This window comes from Pseudanabaena biceps PCC 7429, from assembly GCF_000332215.1.
Taxonomy (GTDB): Bacteria; Cyanobacteriota; Cyanobacteriia; order Pseudanabaenales; family Pseudanabaenaceae; genus Pseudanabaena; species Pseudanabaena biceps.
The window spans coordinates 1-16,328 of record NZ_ALWB01000010.1 but is presented as its reverse complement, the minus strand read 5'-3'; the positions used below and the strand labels follow the sequence as shown (position 1 = coordinate 16,328).

The 16,328-nt window shown below is 42.8% G+C and carries 15 protein-coding genes; 8 read left to right on the top strand and 7 right to left on the bottom strand.

Annotated elements, in window-relative coordinates:
• Nucleotide 1: 1 nt before the first annotated feature.
• From accD to PSE7429_RS26165, 4 genes are all read right to left on the bottom strand, one after another.
• Entirely contained in the window at nt 2-976 is a 975-nt protein-coding gene (gene accD / locus PSE7429_RS02215; protein WP_009625413.1) for an acetyl-CoA carboxylase, carboxyltransferase subunit beta, read from the bottom strand.
• Nucleotides 977-1,119: 143 nt separating this feature from the next.
• Nucleotides 1,120-2,985: a molecular chaperone DnaK gene (dnaK, locus tag PSE7429_RS02210; protein WP_009625412.1), complete on the bottom strand. Its 1,866-nt coding sequence runs from the start codon at nt 2,983-2,985 to the stop codon at nt 1,120-1,122.
• A 116-nt stretch (nt 2,986-3,101) separates the two neighbouring features.
• Nucleotides 3,102-3,860, bottom strand: coding sequence for a nucleotide exchange factor GrpE (grpE, locus tag PSE7429_RS02205; protein ID WP_009625411.1), 759 nt, complete (start codon nt 3,858-3,860; stop codon nt 3,102-3,104).
• Nucleotides 3,861-4,091: 231 nt separating this feature from the next.
• Nucleotides 4,092-4,316 (bottom strand): hypothetical protein, encoded by a 225-nt coding sequence (locus tag PSE7429_RS26165; protein ID WP_158467603.1) that lies wholly within the window; start codon nt 4,314-4,316, stop codon nt 4,092-4,094.
• 313 nt (nt 4,317-4,629) lie between these two features.
• Here PSE7429_RS26165 and PSE7429_RS02200 point away from each other — a divergent pair, with 313 nt between their 5' ends.
• From PSE7429_RS02200 to PSE7429_RS02190, 3 genes are all read left to right on the top strand, one after another.
• Nucleotides 4,630-5,853 carry a peptidoglycan-binding domain-containing protein gene (locus PSE7429_RS02200; protein ID WP_009625409.1) on the top strand — a complete coding sequence of 408 codons (1,224 nt, stop codon included), beginning with the start codon at nt 4,630-4,632 and terminating at the stop codon, nt 5,851-5,853.
• A gap of 95 nt (nt 5,854-5,948) precedes the next feature.
• Nucleotides 5,949-7,769: a peptidoglycan-binding protein gene (locus PSE7429_RS27020; protein WP_009625408.1), complete on the top strand. Its 1,821-nt coding sequence runs from the start codon at nt 5,949-5,951 to the stop codon at nt 7,767-7,769.
• 5 nt (nt 7,770-7,774) lie between these two features.
• Nucleotides 7,775-8,566: a hypothetical protein gene (locus PSE7429_RS02190; RefSeq protein WP_009625407.1), complete on the top strand. Its 792-nt coding sequence runs from the start codon at nt 7,775-7,777 to the stop codon at nt 8,564-8,566.
• A 375-nt stretch (nt 8,567-8,941) separates the two neighbouring features.
• Here the strand turns inward: PSE7429_RS02190 and PSE7429_RS02185 are convergent, their stop codons facing one another.
• The 3 genes from PSE7429_RS02185 to PSE7429_RS02175 form a co-directional block, all read right to left on the bottom strand.
• Nucleotides 8,942-9,349: a DUF2996 domain-containing protein gene (locus PSE7429_RS02185; protein ID WP_009625406.1), complete on the bottom strand. Its 408-nt coding sequence runs from the start codon at nt 9,347-9,349 to the stop codon at nt 8,942-8,944.
• Between the two features lie 63 nt (nt 9,350-9,412).
• Nucleotides 9,413-9,763 (bottom strand): NAD(P)H-quinone oxidoreductase subunit M, encoded by a 351-nt coding sequence (locus PSE7429_RS02180; RefSeq protein ID WP_009625405.1) that lies wholly within the window; start codon nt 9,761-9,763, stop codon nt 9,413-9,415.
• Between the two features lie 135 nt (nt 9,764-9,898).
• Nucleotides 9,899-10,909 carry an RNA polymerase sigma factor, RpoD/SigA family gene (locus tag PSE7429_RS02175; RefSeq protein WP_009625404.1) on the bottom strand — a complete coding sequence of 337 codons (1,011 nt, stop codon included), beginning with the start codon at nt 10,907-10,909 and terminating at the stop codon, nt 9,899-9,901.
• A gap of 1,652 nt (nt 10,910-12,561) precedes the next feature.
• Here PSE7429_RS02175 and PSE7429_RS02170 point away from each other — a divergent pair.
• The 5 genes from PSE7429_RS02170 to PSE7429_RS02150 all read left to right on the top strand — a co-directional run bounded on the left by PSE7429_RS02170 (nt 12,562) and on the right by PSE7429_RS02150 (nt 16,112).
• Nucleotides 12,562-13,371, top strand: coding sequence for a DUF928 domain-containing protein (locus PSE7429_RS02170; protein WP_009625403.1), 810 nt, complete (start codon nt 12,562-12,564; stop codon nt 13,369-13,371).
• Between the two features lie 434 nt (nt 13,372-13,805).
• Entirely contained in the window at nt 13,806-14,123 is a 318-nt protein-coding gene (locus PSE7429_RS02165) for a hypothetical protein (RefSeq protein ID WP_009625402.1), read from the top strand.
• Between the two features lie 114 nt (nt 14,124-14,237).
• The gene (locus PSE7429_RS02160) at nt 14,238-14,513 is read left to right on the top strand and encodes a YggT family protein (protein WP_009625401.1); all 276 of its coding nucleotides are present in this window, start codon (nt 14,238-14,240) and stop codon (nt 14,511-14,513) included.
• A gap of 61 nt (nt 14,514-14,574) precedes the next feature.
• Nucleotides 14,575-15,351, top strand: a complete 777-nt coding sequence (gene fabI, locus PSE7429_RS02155; protein WP_040687041.1) for an enoyl-ACP reductase FabI — start codon at nt 14,575-14,577, stop codon at nt 15,349-15,351.
• A 77-nt stretch (nt 15,352-15,428) separates the two neighbouring features.
• On the top strand, nt 15,429-16,112 hold the full coding sequence (locus tag PSE7429_RS02150) for a Crp/Fnr family transcriptional regulator (RefSeq protein WP_009625399.1): 684 nt from the start codon (nt 15,429-15,431) through the stop codon (nt 16,110-16,112).
• Nucleotides 16,113-16,328 lie beyond the last annotated feature (216 nt).

Genomic DNA, 16,328 nt, shown 5'->3' with positions numbered 1-16,328 from the left:
GTTAAACCTCAGAAGCTAAGTTTACCTCGGACAAAATATCAATTCCAGACTTAACAGCACCGTTAAGATGGCGATCGCTATCAATATCTGTTTGTGGTTGATGCATTTTTAAAATCATCGACAAACTTTGCTTGAGCTTAGTTCTTGGTACAACCGCATCCACAAACCCATGATCAAGTAAATACTCAGAAGACTGGAAGCCTTCAGGAATTTTTTGCTTCAGAGTCTGCTCAATGACCCGTCGTCCCGTAAAACCGATCAAAGCTTTAGGTTCGGCTAAGATCAGATCTCCAAGCATCGCAAAACTTGCGGTTACACCGCCAGTTGTCGGATTAGTCAAAATGGGGATATACAGCAAATTTGCCTGACGGTGACGCTCAAGAGCCGCCGAAGTCTTTGCCATTTGCATTAAGCTCAAAATCCCTTCCTGCATCCGCGCCCCACCAGAAGCACAAAATATCAAAGCAGGATAACGCTTTGCTGTCGCAGTTTCCAACATACGGGTAATCTTTTCGCCAACGACCGATCCCATACTGCCACCCATAAAGCGGAAATCCATTACCGCAAGGGCTGCGTCACAACCATCGATCTTGCCAGTGCCAGTGATCACCCCATCACTTAAGCCTGTTTTTTGTCGATATTCTTTGATGCGATCGATATAGGGCTTACGATCTTTAAATCCTAGAGGATCGCAGGAAGTTAAATCTGCATCCATCTCTTGCCATGTCCCCGCATCGATCAATTGAGCTATGCGTTCGTAGGCATTAACTTGATTGTGATGACCGCATTCGGGACAAACCATCAAATTGGTTTTTAAATCCTTAACGTAGGTCAAAGCACCACAACTAGAACATTTGTGCCACAACCCATCAGGAATTTCACGTTCTTGAGAGTCTTGATTGAGATTAGGACTTTTGCGGCGATATGCTTCACTTGCGCGCGAACGCGTTTCGGCAAACCAATCAAACAGTGACATAGCGGCTCACGGTTTACAGAACAAGCTTACAGTCATTAATAGTAATAATAACTGTAGCTAAAAATACGAGGATAACTCTGTCATCATACAGTGCTTTGCGCTCTCAGTAAAACAGAGGGGATGCCGAACATCTCCCTTCTGCTTTATTCTAAGGTGTCACTATTGCTGGGCTTTTGCTTAACCCGCTCGACTTGAGAGTATTTTTCAACGGCTTGAGTTAATTCAAACAATGATTGCTGTAAGGGTTTAATGGCAATTTGAAGATCCTCGTAGGTAGCATCTTCAGATTCGTAGAGATTTTTGAGGGTTTCCACATTTTTGAGTGGAGTCTCACGCATACTTTGACTGATTACGGTAGGACCATTGTCTCTAAGGATTTCTTCGACAGTACGAATGAGGTTAGAAGATTGGTTGCGCATATTGGCAAGCTCGCGACGAGCCTCATCTTCTTCGGAATATACTTCAGCTTCCATCCGCATTCTCTCAATTTCACTAGGGCTTAGGCCGCCAGTATTAGTGATGCTGATACTCTGCTCGACCCCAGTATCAATATCGCGGGCAGATACCTTAAGAATGCCATTAGCATCGATATCAAAGGAAACTTCAATCTGAGGAATTCCCCTTGGTGCAGGGCGAATACCTTCTAACTCAAATTTACCAAGGCTTTTATTGTCTTTTGCCATGGCGCGTTCGCCCTGAAGGACGTGGATTTCTACCGCTGATTGGTTGTCAACAGCTGTAGAGAAAATCTGCGACTTACTTGTAGGGATGGTGGTATTGCGTTCTAGGTTCTTGGTAAATACGCCGCCTTGAGTTTCCAACCCGATCGACAGGGGAATTACATCTAATAACAATAAATCCTTGACTTCACCACCGAGAATGCCAGCTTGAACAGCGGCTCCGATCGCTACGGCTTCATCGGGATTAACGGATTGGTCTGGCTTTTTACCATCGAAAAATTTCGATATGGCTTCCTGTACTGAAGGAATGCGGGTCGAACCACCAACCAAAATAATGCGATTGATTTCCTTAGGCAATAGCCCTGCATCTTTCAAAGCTTGGGCAGTAGGTTCGAGGGTTGCTTTGACAAGAGGTGCGGTAATTTCATCAAACTTAGAGCGGGTGAAGTCTAGCTCGATTGTCTTGGGACCGTTAGCATCAGCGGCAATAAATGGCAAACTGATTAAGGTGGAAGGGGCGCTAGAAAGTTCAATCTTTGCTTTTTCGGCGGCTTCCTTGAGCCGCTGTAAGGCTGTCTTATCGGCAGCTAAATCAATGCCTTCTTTTTGTTTGAAATCAGCCAATAGCCAATCAACGATCGCTGCGTCAAAGTCATCACCTCCAAGGTGATTATTGCCAGAAGTTGCTTTGACTTCAAAAATACCATCGCCTAGTTGCAGTACGGACACATCAAACGTACCGCCACCAAGGTCAAATACTAAAACAATTTGATCTTGATCTTGTTTATCTAACCCATAGGCAAGGGCTGCGGCGGTAGGCTCATTGACAATCCGCAATACTTCCATCCCCGAAATTGCTCCAGCATCTTTTGTTGCTTGACGCTGAGTATCGGTGAAGTATGCAGGAACCGTAATGACCGCCTGAGTCACTTCTTCGCCCAGATAGTTTTCGGCATCCTGCTTTAACTTTTGCAGGATCATTGCCGAAATTTCTTGAGGGGTATAGGTCTTTTCGCCAATTTGGACATCGACAGTTTCATCTTTACCTTTGACTGCCTTATAGGGAACTCGCCGACGCTCCTCTTCGGTCTCGCCCCAGCCACGCCCAATGAAACGCTTAATACTATAGACCGTATTTACGGAGTTGGTAACAGATTGTCGCTTCGCTACCTGTCCTACAATGCGCTCGTTGCTATCTTTGACAAATGCAACAATACTCGGTGTGGTGCGTCCACCCTCAGCGCTGGAGATGACAACGGGTTTACCACCCTCTAAAACCGAAACACAACTGTTTGTCGTACCAAGGTCGATCCCAATTACTTTCGACATAATCGTCAGTTCCGTTACAAAGCTTTTTTAAAAGTCTAGCTTAATGAATTTCTGAATAATGTACCCTAAGAATGCCTTTCAAGATGCAATGGCGATCGCATCTTGAAATATTTAATCTAGCTGGCTTCACTAGATGCATTTTCGGGAGCATTATCTGCGGATGCTGGATTGCCATCACCGCCAATTTTGCCCGAAGAAACTTTGACGAGAGCATGACGCAAAACGCGATCGTCGCTGACTAAATATCCAGGACGTAACTCTTCAGTAATTAATCCCTCTTCGTAGTCAGGGGATGGCTCCTGCATGATAGCTTCGTGGAAATTGGGATCGAAATCTTGTCCGATACATTCCATTCTTGCCACACCAGTTTCCTTGAGGCACTTAAGCAATTGCTTATATACCGACTGGTAACTTTTATGAATTGAGGCTTCACCGTCAGTCTTAGGTGAAATCTGCAACTGTGCGCGCTCGAAATCATCGACTACAGGCAAGATTTTCTTGAGAATTTTACCTGTAATCGTGCCTTCTTGCTCTTCTTTATCGCGCTCTGTGCGCTTACGAAAATTCTCGAAGTCAGCGTATAGCCGCAAGTACTGTTGCTTGCGATCGTCTAGTTGCTCTCTTAGAGATGTTGATTCGGCAATTAGGTTATTAATTTTTTCTAGCGTGGCTGCTGCCGCCGCATTTGCTTTGCTTGCTTCAGACTTTGTTTCGCTAGCTGCCGCAGAAGCAGGACTAACTTCTGTTTGAGATACTTCGGGACTTGAGTTTTGATTTAACTCTTCGGTTGCCAGTTGTTGCAGCCGTGACTCAAGAACCTCATCATCTTCATCAATGAGGTCATCAGAATTTAGTTGGTTTTCTTCTTCGATCATTACGGTGATACTCTTTTAGCGCTTTTTAGACTAGCAGTAAATTGCTAAGAGTTAAAATTTAAGTGTCAATTCTGACGTTTTTTGTCAGTCATTTCGATTTTACTCTTTATCTGAGTCCACGTATAGACCTTAATAATTTTCTCAGCCTAACGTGTTACTTAAGATATTGTTTTTATTTTAGATTTCTAAACTCGTCGGGATGCGATCGCAGTTGAGGCGATTGCCATGCGGTTAATGTATGTAGCCCGTACTGTAAAGCAGCTTTTCCAAAGAAGCAAAAAATTCTTCGCGATCGCTTTCTTGGTAAATTTTTTCAACCTGCTCCCAACCTTCATTAACTTCACCCAACATATACTTATCCGCCAAATAAGCAGATAGTGGGCACTGGTCATCTAAAACGTGATCGACATATTTGCACCTTTTTTGTTGGCATGAAATGGGCATTTCAGAATCCATCCCCCATTAACTGACCAGTGCCAAATGGCGTAGCCATTTTGTGATTTTAAAACCCTTATTGGGTTTGGTTTTCAATTCCCAAAAGTGTAGCTACACTTTTGGGAATTGGTATTAAAAACTAAACCTAAGTAACTGGGCATAAATAACTGGGCATAATTAAAACGCAAAAACCTGTAATGCACGCTGCGCTTGCATTACAGGTTTTTGCGTTTTATATTTATTTGCGCCTAGCTACTTATATACATTTTTTGACATAAGAAGCCAGAAAAAATCGTTTAAAATAAGGTATACCTCAATTATTTTGGTAGCACCTATGGAACTTGCAGCATATATATATGATGCATGGGCGTACGAACAAACCAATCAGGGGGCATCTGATCGCCAACTGCTCATTTCCGTTGAGTTTACCGATGGCGATCGCAATGGGCTTGATTGGAGCTTTGCTGCGATTAGATGGCAAGCCTATGTGCTATCGGCGATCGCCCTTACCAGTCTTGGTGGGTGGGGTTATAACTCTGCGCCTGCATCGGCTTTCATCCTAGAGCCTTCGGTTAATGTAGCCCCTTGGTGCACCAACCTATATCTTTGCGATACAAGTTATATGTTGGAGGTACAGACTTTATTAGCTCAGCGTGGCTTTGCAGTGGGCGATATTGATGGGGTCTATGGCGGTGCTACCAAACAAGCTGTGATTGATTTTCAAAAGACACAACCCAATCTAATTGCCGACGGTATTCCTGGGGAGAAAACCTTGGTCATGCTAAGAAATTCATCACCAACCAACACTGTCCCCCAGAAACAAGTCACACCGACAGAGAAAAATAGTAACACCTCCCAAAATCAGGGTTCGAGCCAAAGTCCCAATCAGACAATTACGATCGTGCGATCGGATACTCCTCAAACGCCTAATTCTCAAACGCCTAATTCCCAGATACCTAATTCTCAAACACCTAATTCCCAGCGTTCAGCGTTAAGCGAGATTGGCAATTTACAGTTATTGCTAAAGCAAAGGGGCTTTTATCAAGGTGAAATTGATGGGCAAATAGGTCAATCCACGACTGAGGCAATCATGAAAGCCCAGCGAGCCTACGCCTTAACCCCAGATGGGTTTGTGGGACCCTTGACGACGCGTTCCTTACTAGCGGGTGGAAATAATGTGCCTCTATCCCAGCCAGCTTTACCGCGATCGCCAACTCCCCAAGAAGTGGTAGATGCTCAATTATTCCTCAAAGAGCGTGGTTTTTATGGGGCTGAACTTAACGGTCAATACGATCTTCGTACCAAGGACAGTATTTTAAAAGCGCAACTTGCCTACGGGCAACCCGCAACTGGCGAATTGAGCCCTGAATTGCTTACAGCGCTAAAGTCTCAAAATAGCTCTCAAAATCAAAATGTTGCCCAATCTGCTCCCAATAGCCCCCAAAGTAATCCAAATGCTCAGTCTAGTGGCAATGTGCCCTTAAAAAATACACAGCAAGCACCTAGCTCCAGTCAAAATGCTCCTGTCCCCGCCGCCAAAAGTTCTAACTCTACCTAATTAACAAATATTCCAAATCTTCCAAATCTTATTTCTAGCTCGACATATTTCTCAGTTTTAAGACTCTCAATCCACAATCTCCAAAAGGTCTAATTATGGAACTTCTAGCTTATATCCAAGAAGAATTTACTTATACCGACGATGCAATCACTAGCGAGATCCCCGAATCTTTTGCTGCATGGTCTAAAAAATTAACGACTAAATCAGCCAAGCTGAGTTTTAGTGTGCTTTTAACGGGTAGTGCTCTACTAGTTGGTTTAGGTTCGACCCTCAATGCTCTAGCTGCCGAAGCACCTTCCTCGGATGTGAAGTACATCCAGTCCCTCCTATCTAAAAATGGCTTCGATCCAGGAGCGATCGATGGAGTTGCTGGATCAACAACTAAAAATGCTATCCTTCGCGCTCAAAAGGCTTACGGGCTTACCCCCGACGGCATTGTGGGTAGTCAAACCATTGCGGCCCTTGAGAATGGAAAAGAAGCAATCGCCCCCAAAGCTGATGTTGCCGATACCACCGTTGCCATTGGCGAAACGAATAGCCGTGGCTCATCAGCGGTGATGAATCTTCAGAAATTGCTTGCTGACCGTGGTTTTTATAATGGTGCTGTCGATGGCATTATGGGATCTCAGACTCGCACTGCGATCGTAGCAGCCCAAAAGGCTTATAATCTCACGCCCGATGGTGTGGCTGGTCCTCAAACCCTAGCTGCTTTAGAAACCGATGGTGGGAGTAAATCTGCCGTAACTCCCATTAGCAGTACTACGACAAAAAGTGATGAAGTCTCTAACGTACAAGCATTGCTAAGTAAGCGTGGTTTTTATAATGGTGCTGTCGATGGCATTATGGGACCACAAACGCGTTTAGCGATCGTGGCTGCTCAGAAAAACTATGGTTTAGCTGCTGATGGCATCGCAGGTTCGCAAACTATTGCTGCTTTAGAATCTGGTAGTAGCACCGTCAATATTGCTAGCAAGAATCCTGAAACTAAATCCGCAGCTACCAATGATAAAGGTAATGATAAAGATGTAGCCGCATTACAAGAGCTATTAGCTAAGCGTGGTTTTTACAATGGCGCGATCGATGGAGTCAAAGGAGCGCAAACTAACGCCGCGATCGCTGCTGCGCAAAAAGCCTATGGCTTGACAACCGATGGTATTGCTGGTGCTCAGACCATTGCCGCATTGCAAAAAGATGCAAGACCTACTGCTCCTAAGGTCAATCCATCGACAAGCAATAATCAAGCAACTAAAACCACACCAGATATCAATGATGGTGGAGTGGCTAACTTACAAAACTTACTGACCGATCGGGGATTTTATAATGGTCCAATTACAGGTTTTCTAGGTTCTCGTACAAAAGAAGCAATTGTTGCCGCTCAAAAAGCCTATGGTTTAACCCCAGATGGTATTGCTGGAGCGAGGACGATCGCAGCTTTAGAATCTGGTGCGCCGAAGAAGCAAGTCTCGGTAAATACCGCTCCGACACCCAGCGTTCGTGTAGAACCTAAGCCCCAAGCTACTCCTCAACCCCAGTTGCAACCACAAATTCGCGTTCAGCCGCAGGCAGCAGCTACCCCTTCGGCTCAAGCAACTCCTCAGCCAACCACCCAAGCTACTCCTGCCCCCACAGCTAATCCTCAAGTAACCCCTCAAGTCCAACCCACAACACCTGCCGCAACTACCGCGCCAACACCCGCCGCTAGCAATACAGGTAATCCTCAAATTACGGAACTACAACGCTTATTAACCCAGAGGGGCTTCTATAATGGGAAGGCTGATGGCGTATTGTCTGCTGAAACTCGTAATGCGATCGTCAGAGCGCAAAACTTTTATACAATTACGCCCGCTGACGGTTCGCCAAGTAATAAACTGATTGATAGTCTGAGTAAAGATACATTTATTTCCGAAGGCAAGTAAGTCAGATGCGGTTTCGTAACCTTGCGATTAATTTGGGTGCGATCGCCCTTTTTGGAGCGATCGCCCTCAGTTTTCAAATCCCCAAATTAAATCAAAGATTGGGCGGACAAACCCTAGAAGAAACTCGTAAAGCAGTTAGAGAAGAAGAAGCAAGGCTGAAATTGATTCGGCAGTTGCCCCCAAGAGGACTGGGGTTTAATAATATGATTGCCAATTTTACATTTTTGCAATTTTTGCAGTACTTTGGCGATGATATTGCGAGAAACAATTTTCAAACTGGATATAGCCTAAGCCCACACTACTTTGAAAATATTATCGAACGCGACCCGCGATTTCTGAGTAGCTATATATATTTGTCAGCTAGCGTATCGATGTTTGCAGGGGTTCCTAGGGAAGCCAACGAAATATACGCGAAGGGACTGCGATCGCTAGATCCCGAACAACAACCCAATGCCTATATAGTTTGGCGATACCGAGCAACCGATCAACTTTTGTTTTTAGGTGATGCTAAAGGAGCAAGAGAATCCTACCTCAAAGCGGCGGAATGGGCAGACAAGGCAAGTTTATCTGGCAAAAAAACGCTCGAAGATCCCAAACTAGCTGCGGAATTTTCCCGCCAATCAGCGCAATGGCTCGAGGAAAAACGCGATCTGACTAAGGCCCAGATTGGCGCTTGGTCACTTGTTTTGCAAAACGCTATGGACAAAAAAACTGTCCAAATCGTTGCCCAAGAACTCGATAAGCTGGGCATGAAAATCGAGATTGTAAATGGCGCACAAACCATAGTCCGTAAATAACGTGAGTTCGGGTTAAGCTGGTAAATTTTAAAAGCCCAAAAGTAAAAGCCGCAAGGCTTTTACTTTTGGGCTTTGAGAAAGGGTTTGTGTAGCAAACCCTCTCTCAAAGCCAGTTTCAAATCATCCCGAACTCACGTTAATTACTGGGCATAATTAATAACAATTCACTGAAGTGAGCCAACGCTTCAGTGAATTAAAAAACAAACCCAGTAAGGTTTTGAGATTCCCAAAATGGCAACGCCATTTTGGGGATTGGTATTATAGCTGTCGCCAAGTGTAATAGGACATAAACCCCAAGAATTGAATGGCGGCGCGAAGCACCGCCATTCAATTCTTGGGGTTAAGTCAAGTGACTGTAGCTATAACTGAGGGAATTTAATTTGGTTGTAGCCATTTCTGAGCGGTTAGACGCTGAATTACACCAAATACCAATAAATCTAAAGGAGCCTTACGCTCATCGATCAAAAACGGCTCGATTGTACTAGGTGATCGCCCAGCATCAGCACAGGAAAAAGCCTTCTGAGCATTAAGATCTGCTTTAGAAAAATAAACTGTAAACTGGCGTAAGCCTTGCGCCCAAGTTCCACGCACTTGAAAATTAGCAAACTCCAACTGCAAATCCGTGACTCCATTTTTACCAAAGGCTTTGGTTAAAGCTGGCAGGTAGTGAATATTGATAAATTCTTCAAAGGGTAACTCCTCGATCGCAGGGGGCTTTTCAGCTTTAGGCTTAGCGGCAGGTTTTACCTTGGGCTCTTCAGAGGTTGGTACGGTTTCAGACATAGTTTTGAAAATATTGCATTGCAAAATAATTGGGAGAGATGAGAGTCAGCAATACCATGCCCACTATTGGGCTTCGGTATTAATAATCTGAGGTAAGCCCATGCTGTAGTTAAGCGATCGGTGATTGAGATTATAGGTAACTTCACCCTCCTGCAATAGCGATCGCACAAAATGCTCTAGATCAGAACCAATCCGTCGCAAATTGTAATCAGTCAGGTCAGCCCCTTTATAGTCAGCCACTAACAGATCGAACTTGCGATACACCTTTTGGAGAGCCGCCTCTGTCCAGTTCAGCTCATTATCAGGATCGACATCTAATGTAAGCATATTCTCGCTGTCGATCAGTTCATCATTCTGCTCTTCAATGATGGCAGCATAAATCTGAATATGACGGGTTGTAGATTTGAGCGGCATAGAGGTTTGTAAATTTGGTGAGTGGGTATCGAAGAACTAACAATAGATTATTGCAAATTTTTAGAGATCCCAAACCAAACAATTTCTCTATACATATGGAAAGAGGAGACGCAATGCATCTCCTCTGTTGGTTTTTTAGCTAGCTAAATATTCCTGCATACGGGCTTTCCGTTTACGGAGATAATCCATCGCTTGGCGTTCTAATTGCCTTACCTGCTCACGACTGAGATCCATGCGCTTACTAATACTAGCGAGGGACATCTCTTGACCATCTTCTAAGCCATAGCGTAACACCATGACTTGGCGCTGCTTTTCAGGCAATTCCTTGAGTAAGCTTTGAATATCGGTGCGTAGAGACTCTCGCTCGACATAGTTATCAGGAGAACGTCCAGTATCTTCTAAAAGCTCAGCAAGCTCAGTATCTTGGTTATCACCAATGCGCAGGTCAAGGGAAATGGGCTGCCGCGATAACGATAAACATTCACGAACTTGATCGGTTTTTATCTTCAACTCATGGGCGATTTCCGCTACAGTGGCAACTCGTCCTAGATCCTGTGACAGTTGACGTTGGGCTTTTTTGATCTTGTTAAGCTTTTCGGTAATATGCACTGGTAAGCGAATTGTTCGCGCTTGCTGAGCGATCGCGCGGGTAATCGCTTGACGAATCCACCAATAGGCATAGGTAGAGAATTTAAAGCCTTTAGTTGGGTCGAATTTATCTACAGCACGTTCTAATCCAAGAGTTCCTTCCTGTACTAAGTCCAGAAGTTCTAAGTTCCGCTTTTGATATTTCTTCGCAACGGAGACAACTAGGCGGAGATTCGCCTCAATCATTTTGCGTTTAGCTCTTGTCCCAATCCGAATATTGCTATGCAAAATCTCTGGCTCAAGACCAACCGCTTCCGCCCACTCTTGCTCAGTTGGTAAGCGATCGCTGTTATGGGCAATTTTTTCTTGCACCTCAAACAGTAACATCATCTGCTGCACTTGCTTACCGTACACAATCTCCTCCTCATTGCTGAGTAGAGGGATTTTGCCAATTTCATGCAAATACGTGCGAACCATGTCAGCAGACAGACCGACCTGCTTGTTAGCTTGCCTATCCACTGTCTTTGGTGTGGGTTGGGTCAATGGTTCTTCAGACATATCGCTCCTCAAATTTTTAAACTAAGCGTTTTCAAGAGTGCTTCTCCAAGACTAGAAGTCTGAAACAAAGAAGACCTCATAACTTTAAAATTTAAACCTAATAGCTTAATAGCTAAAAATCATAATCTTTAAGTTTTATAAATTCGGTCTATAAATGCGTCAAATGCTCCAAGGTTGATTTGTATAATACAGGGTTAACCTTTTAATCTCTTGCGTCTGGAGTTACATATTATTACAAATTAACTAAAAAAGTCAAAGGGTGGATATTACTATCTATCTCAAGATTTAGTTGGGTTTTGACTTGAATTTTGGTGCGAATTTTGACTTGAATTTTGACTAAGTATTTACACCTATTAAATTGATCTTTTAAATTGCCTATTAAATTGCTCTTTTAAATTATCAAGTTGCTCACCTAATTGTTATTGATATGACTACAAAGCCTTACCGATAGAAGCCATTCCTAAAATCTAGACATCCTCAAAAGAATCAATCGATAATAAAATTACGTATGTAAGCCCTAGTTTGGATTTAGAAAGTTTCCAAGACTACTATTCTTTAGAGGGATTATTTTTAGAGAGGTTATTTAGATGTCAATTTGGCAGAAAAATGAGAAAGGAAAACTGAATCTCGGATCGCTAAACTTGAATTGTGATGGTTAAGTCACATCCAAAATCAGAACAGTCTTAGCTGATAGAGATGAATGCCATACTTGATTAGACTGACTGCTAGAATGCAAAAGACGAATGTTAGAAACCAGAGGTTCCCTATAATTACTTCTTTAGAATTAACTATAAACTTTTGCTTACGTGTGAATTTCTCAACACCAACACCAAAGTAATTATTCCCTGTGTGGGCTTTTTTTTATCTTTAATTTTGTTTAAGAAAGTTAATTAAGCCGATCCTTACGAGTAATAAATTCTATGGGTGAAGACTAGGATTAATTGTCGCAAAAACTGCATTTGTGCGATCGCATAGACTACTAATCTTTATTGTGAGAGGAAAGTCGCAAAATGCAATCACTCATTTGGATGAAGTCAAACATTAAAACGAACGAGCCCCATCTAGTTACCTTGATGCCATGAAAGTAATCTATCGAGATTTGATTGTGAACTATTTTATAGAGATCAAAATTAGTAGTAGCTACGCAAAATTCTGTAACTACTAACCATAAAATATATAGAAATTCAAGAACTAAGAATAATTAATAACGCTGAAGTCAAAAAGGCATCGTTAACCCACTGGGTAGCAAAGCATCTATAGCTGTCGCCAAGAGCTGTCCCCAAGTGTCCTAAGTAGCTAGGCGCAATTAAATATCAAACCCCAAAACCTGTAGCGCACACGCAGCTTGCGCTACAGGTTTTGATTCTGGGTTTTAATTATGCCCAGCTAATTAACATGAGTTCGGGATAATTTACTTTTGGGATTTTTAAATTTGCTAGCTTAACCCAAACTGAGGTTAATTTAGATTCAAAGATATGAAATGTTTCTAAAATATTAAAGTTTGACTAGTTTGGGAACTTCTGAGGACAATTATTCGATCTGAAAATTAGAATCAGTTAATTAGAATCAGTTTTTAATAGGGTGGGTACTCTATACAAAACTGGGAAAACTGAGAAAAGTAACTAGGATCATTCAACTAGGATTATTCAACAATGATTTTATCTGGGATCAAAAAGATTGCGCTTGGTACAATTACGGTAGCTGCTCTTGCAGGCTCAACGATCTTTGTGCCTTCAGCCTTTGCCCAGTATGGCTTAGGCTTGTCAAAATCCGCAGGTACTGGTGGGGCAACTAGGGGTAATTTACCACAAATAACAATGCTCGTTCCTGAAGATGGGGCAAGGACTGTGGCGGCTCGTCCGACATTTTACTGGTATATTGCACCTCCGACGATCGCCTCCGACAATTCTTCATCTGAATCAGCTATCGTTCCTAATGTTGCGGCTAAAATTCCGTTCAAAATAACTGTATTTTTGCGTGATGGCAATGAAATATCCTCAAAATCAATTTTCACAGCCTTGGGAAAGGGTGAAGATTCAGGGCTATATAAATTAACATTGCCTGAGAATGCTCCCGAACTTGTCAAAGGAAAAATCTATCGATTACAGATTCGTCTAGAATCGCCAAACAATCTAATTAATGTCAGTACCACGATTCGTCGCGATGACGATACAGTGCGGTTAAAAGAAATTGCCTCAGCCCAAAACGATCTGGAAAAGGCAAGGATCTATGTAAAAAATGCATATTGGTATGATGCGATTGATACCTATACCAATTGGTTATCTCAAAATCCTCAAGATGAAGTGGCGCGTGCCGAACGCAATGATTTATTAAAAGTGGGAATGAAGGATAACACTGCTTTTAGCAAAGAAAGACAGAGCAGTTTAACGACGTTGATACATACGCTGGAAGAGACCCAAAAGGCGATCGCTATTGTCTTGTATCCTAAAATTCTGCAATAAGTGAATAAGTAGTTGGGCATAATTAAAACCCAGCCCCAAAAGCCATAACGCACGCGCAGCGTACGCTACGGCTTTTGTTCTTTTATATTTGATTGCACCTAGATACTTAGTACTAATTCACAAAAGTGTTGTCACACTTTTGTGAATTAAAAACTAAACCTAGTAAGGGTTTTCAAGTTAAGAAATGGCTAGCCATTTCTTAACTTGAAATTAGATCATTTAGATGTTAAGTCGCTAGGCGCAATTAAATATAAAACCTAGAATCAAAACCTGTAGCGCACGCGCCGCGTGCGCTACAGGTTTTGATTCTAGGTTTTAATTATGCCCATCGCTATAACGCCAGTCAAAATGATATGATGTGCCAAAAGTCCTACTGTTTAAGCATTGTTTAAACAATATTCAAGGTTGTTGAGATCGTTAAGGCAGGCAAAGCTATGGCAGATAATTCAGGTAATTTTTGGGGAGGCTTTCTCTTCGGGGCTGCCATAGGCGGCGTAGTTGGAGCATTGGTGGCAATTAAACTCAGTGAGCCAGAAGATGAGATGCTGAATCGCCAATCCGATGGCGAGAGAATCCTAGACAAGCCTCAGACTTCTAGCGAATTTGCCCGTCGCAACCTCGAAAAGAAAATTGCCCAATTGAATGCAGCGATCGACTCAGTTAGCCAAGAATTGGCTACGGCTGAAGGGAAAAATGGTCGCAAGCAAACATCGCTTGAATCATTGCGAGATATAAATGGCGATGATAAGTAACGATCGTAATCCTGATTTCTGCTCTATTCAGTAGAATAATGGTAGCTATTTTTATATTCATTACTAATTCATTCTCATTGTTCTACATCCCCACCTACAACCTCACCACATCCTATGGCAGTTATTATTAGTTCAGTCAGCACTTTTATCTCGATCTACCTAGGCTTACTGTTTATTCGGGTGTTGCTAACTTGGTTTCCCAATATTGATTGGTACAACCAGCCCTTTGCCGCCCTTAGTCAGATTACCGATCCCTACCTCAATATATTTCGCTCGATTATCCCGCCACTTGGGGGCATGGATTTTTCGCCAATGTTGGCTTTTCTGGCACTCAGTTTTCTTCAAAGAGCCCTTGCGCCTTTAGCAACAAGCGCGAGTATGGGCTTTTAATGTAAGCTTTAAATAAAGCTTGTTTATGCTGGGTTCACGTTAGGAAATATACATGACGGGTTTGTTAGATTTGAGTGGGAAAACCGCTCTTGTGACTGGGATTGCCAACAATCGTTCGATCGCTTGGGGTATTGCCCAGAAGTTACATCAGGCTGGTGCTAAGCTCGGTATCACCTATTTACCAGACGATCGTGATCGCAATAAAGGTAAAGTTGCCGAGTTGACCGAGCCCTTAGCACCAGACTTCTTGTTACCTTGCAATGTTCAGGATGATGCTCAGGTTGACGATCTTTTTACCGCCGTTGCCGAAAAATGGGAAAAAATTGATATTCTGGTGCATTGTCTGGCATTTGCAAATAAAGAAGATTTATCTGGAAGTTTTACCGATATATCCCGTGCGGGATTTCAGTTAGCTTTGGATGTAAGCGCTTATTCCTTAATCCACCTATGCCGCGCCGCCAGACCTTTAATGAAAAATGGTGGTAGCGTAATCACCCTCACCTACATTGGCGGTGTCAAGGTTATTCCTAATTATAATGTGATGGGAATAGCCAAAGCAGCTCTGGAAATGAATGTGCGTTATTTAGCTTCAGATATGGGACCTGACAATATTCGGGTCAACGGCATCTCTTCGGGCACAATTCGCACGCTTGCTTCTTCGGCGATCGGTGATATTCACAAAATGTTACATCATTATGAAGAAAGTTCCCCTTTACGTCGCCTCGTTACAACGGAAGATGTGGGCAATGCCGCAGCTTTTTTGGGTAGCGATTTATCCAGTGCCATAACTGGGCAAATTATCTATGTAGATTCTGGCTATGAGGTTATGGGTGTTTAATTCCCCGTAACTTTAGTAGCTAACAATGGCGATCGCTCATCTCTTGCTTACAAGATTCAGTCTTTTAAAAAATTCCCATGCAAACGGATATCTTCAAAGAGCTTTTTCCATTATTTGACGCTGCTAGCGCTGAAACTTTGGAATGGCTCCTCGCTGAAGCAGTAGAACGCGACTATCCTTCAGGAAGGGCTGTGCTAATGGAGGATGCTTGGGGCAATGCTGTATATTTCATTCTTTCAGGCTGGTTAAAGGTTAGATTCTTAAGAAGTCAGGATGCGACAACACTAGCGATACTTGGCAACGGCGACTTTTTTGGAGAAATGGCGATTTTAGATGAATCACCTCGCTCTACGGATGTAGTCGCTTTTACGCCCGTGCGCGTTCTGAGTATTCCCGCCCAGAAGTTTATTCAGTTTCTGTTCAAAGATCCACAATTGCATCATCGGATGTTGCAATTAATGGTACGCCGACTACGCAAAACTAATCAGCGTACCCAATTGCGCCAGCAAGTGCCTGCGGTCAGAATTGCTACGGTTTTGACTGGATTAGCTGATGCTTATGGGAATAAGAATGAGTCGGGAATTGATATTTTCAATATTCCTGTGCAAGATATTGCTGATTTATCTGAAGTTAGCCCTGAAGATACGACTAAAGTATTGGATAAACTCAAGGAAAAGGGTTGGATCGTAGTCGATCCTAAGCGACAGGTAATGAGTATCGCCAATGAAAAACAAATGTCGCAGTTAGCTACTTTTCGTTAAAATCTACAGATTGCCTTGCGATCGCTTTTTTCTTTTTAAAGCCGCAAACCCTTTATCAAAGTTAAAAAGTAAAAGCCTTGCGTAGCAAGGCTTTTACTTTTTAACTTTTAAAATTTGCCAGCTTAACCCGAACTGACGTTCATTTACTGGAGTTTAGACTAAAAAAGGAAAAAAAGGCAGAGTAAAAGAGATACAAACTGCCTAAAGTAGATGAAA

Bases quoted from the DNA above. Each gene is read 5' to 3' on its own strand.
- accD (WP_009625413.1), bottom strand. From the start codon at position 976: ATGTCACTGTTTGATTGGTTTGCCGAAACGCGTTCGCGCGCAAGTGAA.
- PSE7429_RS02160 (WP_009625401.1), top strand. From the start codon at position 14,238: ATGGCAGTTATTATTAGTTCAGTCAGCACTTTTATCTCGATCTACCTA.
- PSE7429_RS02165 (WP_009625402.1), top strand. From the start codon at position 13,806: ATGGCAGATAATTCAGGTAATTTTTGGGGAGGCTTTCTCTTCGGGGCT.
- grpE (WP_009625411.1), bottom strand. From the start codon at position 3,860: ATGATCGAAGAAGAAAACCAACTAAATTCTGATGACCTCATTGATGAA.
- dnaK (WP_009625412.1), bottom strand. From the start codon at position 2,985: ATGTCGAAAGTAATTGGGATCGACCTTGGTACGACAAACAGTTGTGTT.
- PSE7429_RS02150 (WP_009625399.1), top strand. From the start codon at position 15,429: ATGCAAACGGATATCTTCAAAGAGCTTTTTCCATTATTTGACGCTGCT.
- PSE7429_RS02185 (WP_009625406.1), bottom strand. From the start codon at position 9,349: ATGTCTGAAACCGTACCAACCTCTGAAGAGCCCAAGGTAAAACCTGCC.
- PSE7429_RS02170 (WP_009625403.1), top strand. From the start codon at position 12,562: ATGATTTTATCTGGGATCAAAAAGATTGCGCTTGGTACAATTACGGTA.
- PSE7429_RS02180 (WP_009625405.1), bottom strand. From the start codon at position 9,763: ATGCCGCTCAAATCTACAACCCGTCATATTCAGATTTATGCTGCCATC.
- PSE7429_RS02175 (WP_009625404.1), bottom strand. From the start codon at position 10,909: ATGTCTGAAGAACCATTGACCCAACCCACACCAAAGACAGTGGATAGG.
- PSE7429_RS26165 (WP_158467603.1), bottom strand. From the start codon at position 4,316: ATGGATTCTGAAATGCCCATTTCATGCCAACAAAAAAGGTGCAAATAT.
- PSE7429_RS02190 (WP_009625407.1), top strand. From the start codon at position 7,775: ATGCGGTTTCGTAACCTTGCGATTAATTTGGGTGCGATCGCCCTTTTT.
- PSE7429_RS02200 (WP_009625409.1), top strand. From the start codon at position 4,630: ATGGAACTTGCAGCATATATATATGATGCATGGGCGTACGAACAAACC.
- PSE7429_RS27020 (WP_009625408.1), top strand. From the start codon at position 5,949: ATGGAACTTCTAGCTTATATCCAAGAAGAATTTACTTATACCGACGAT.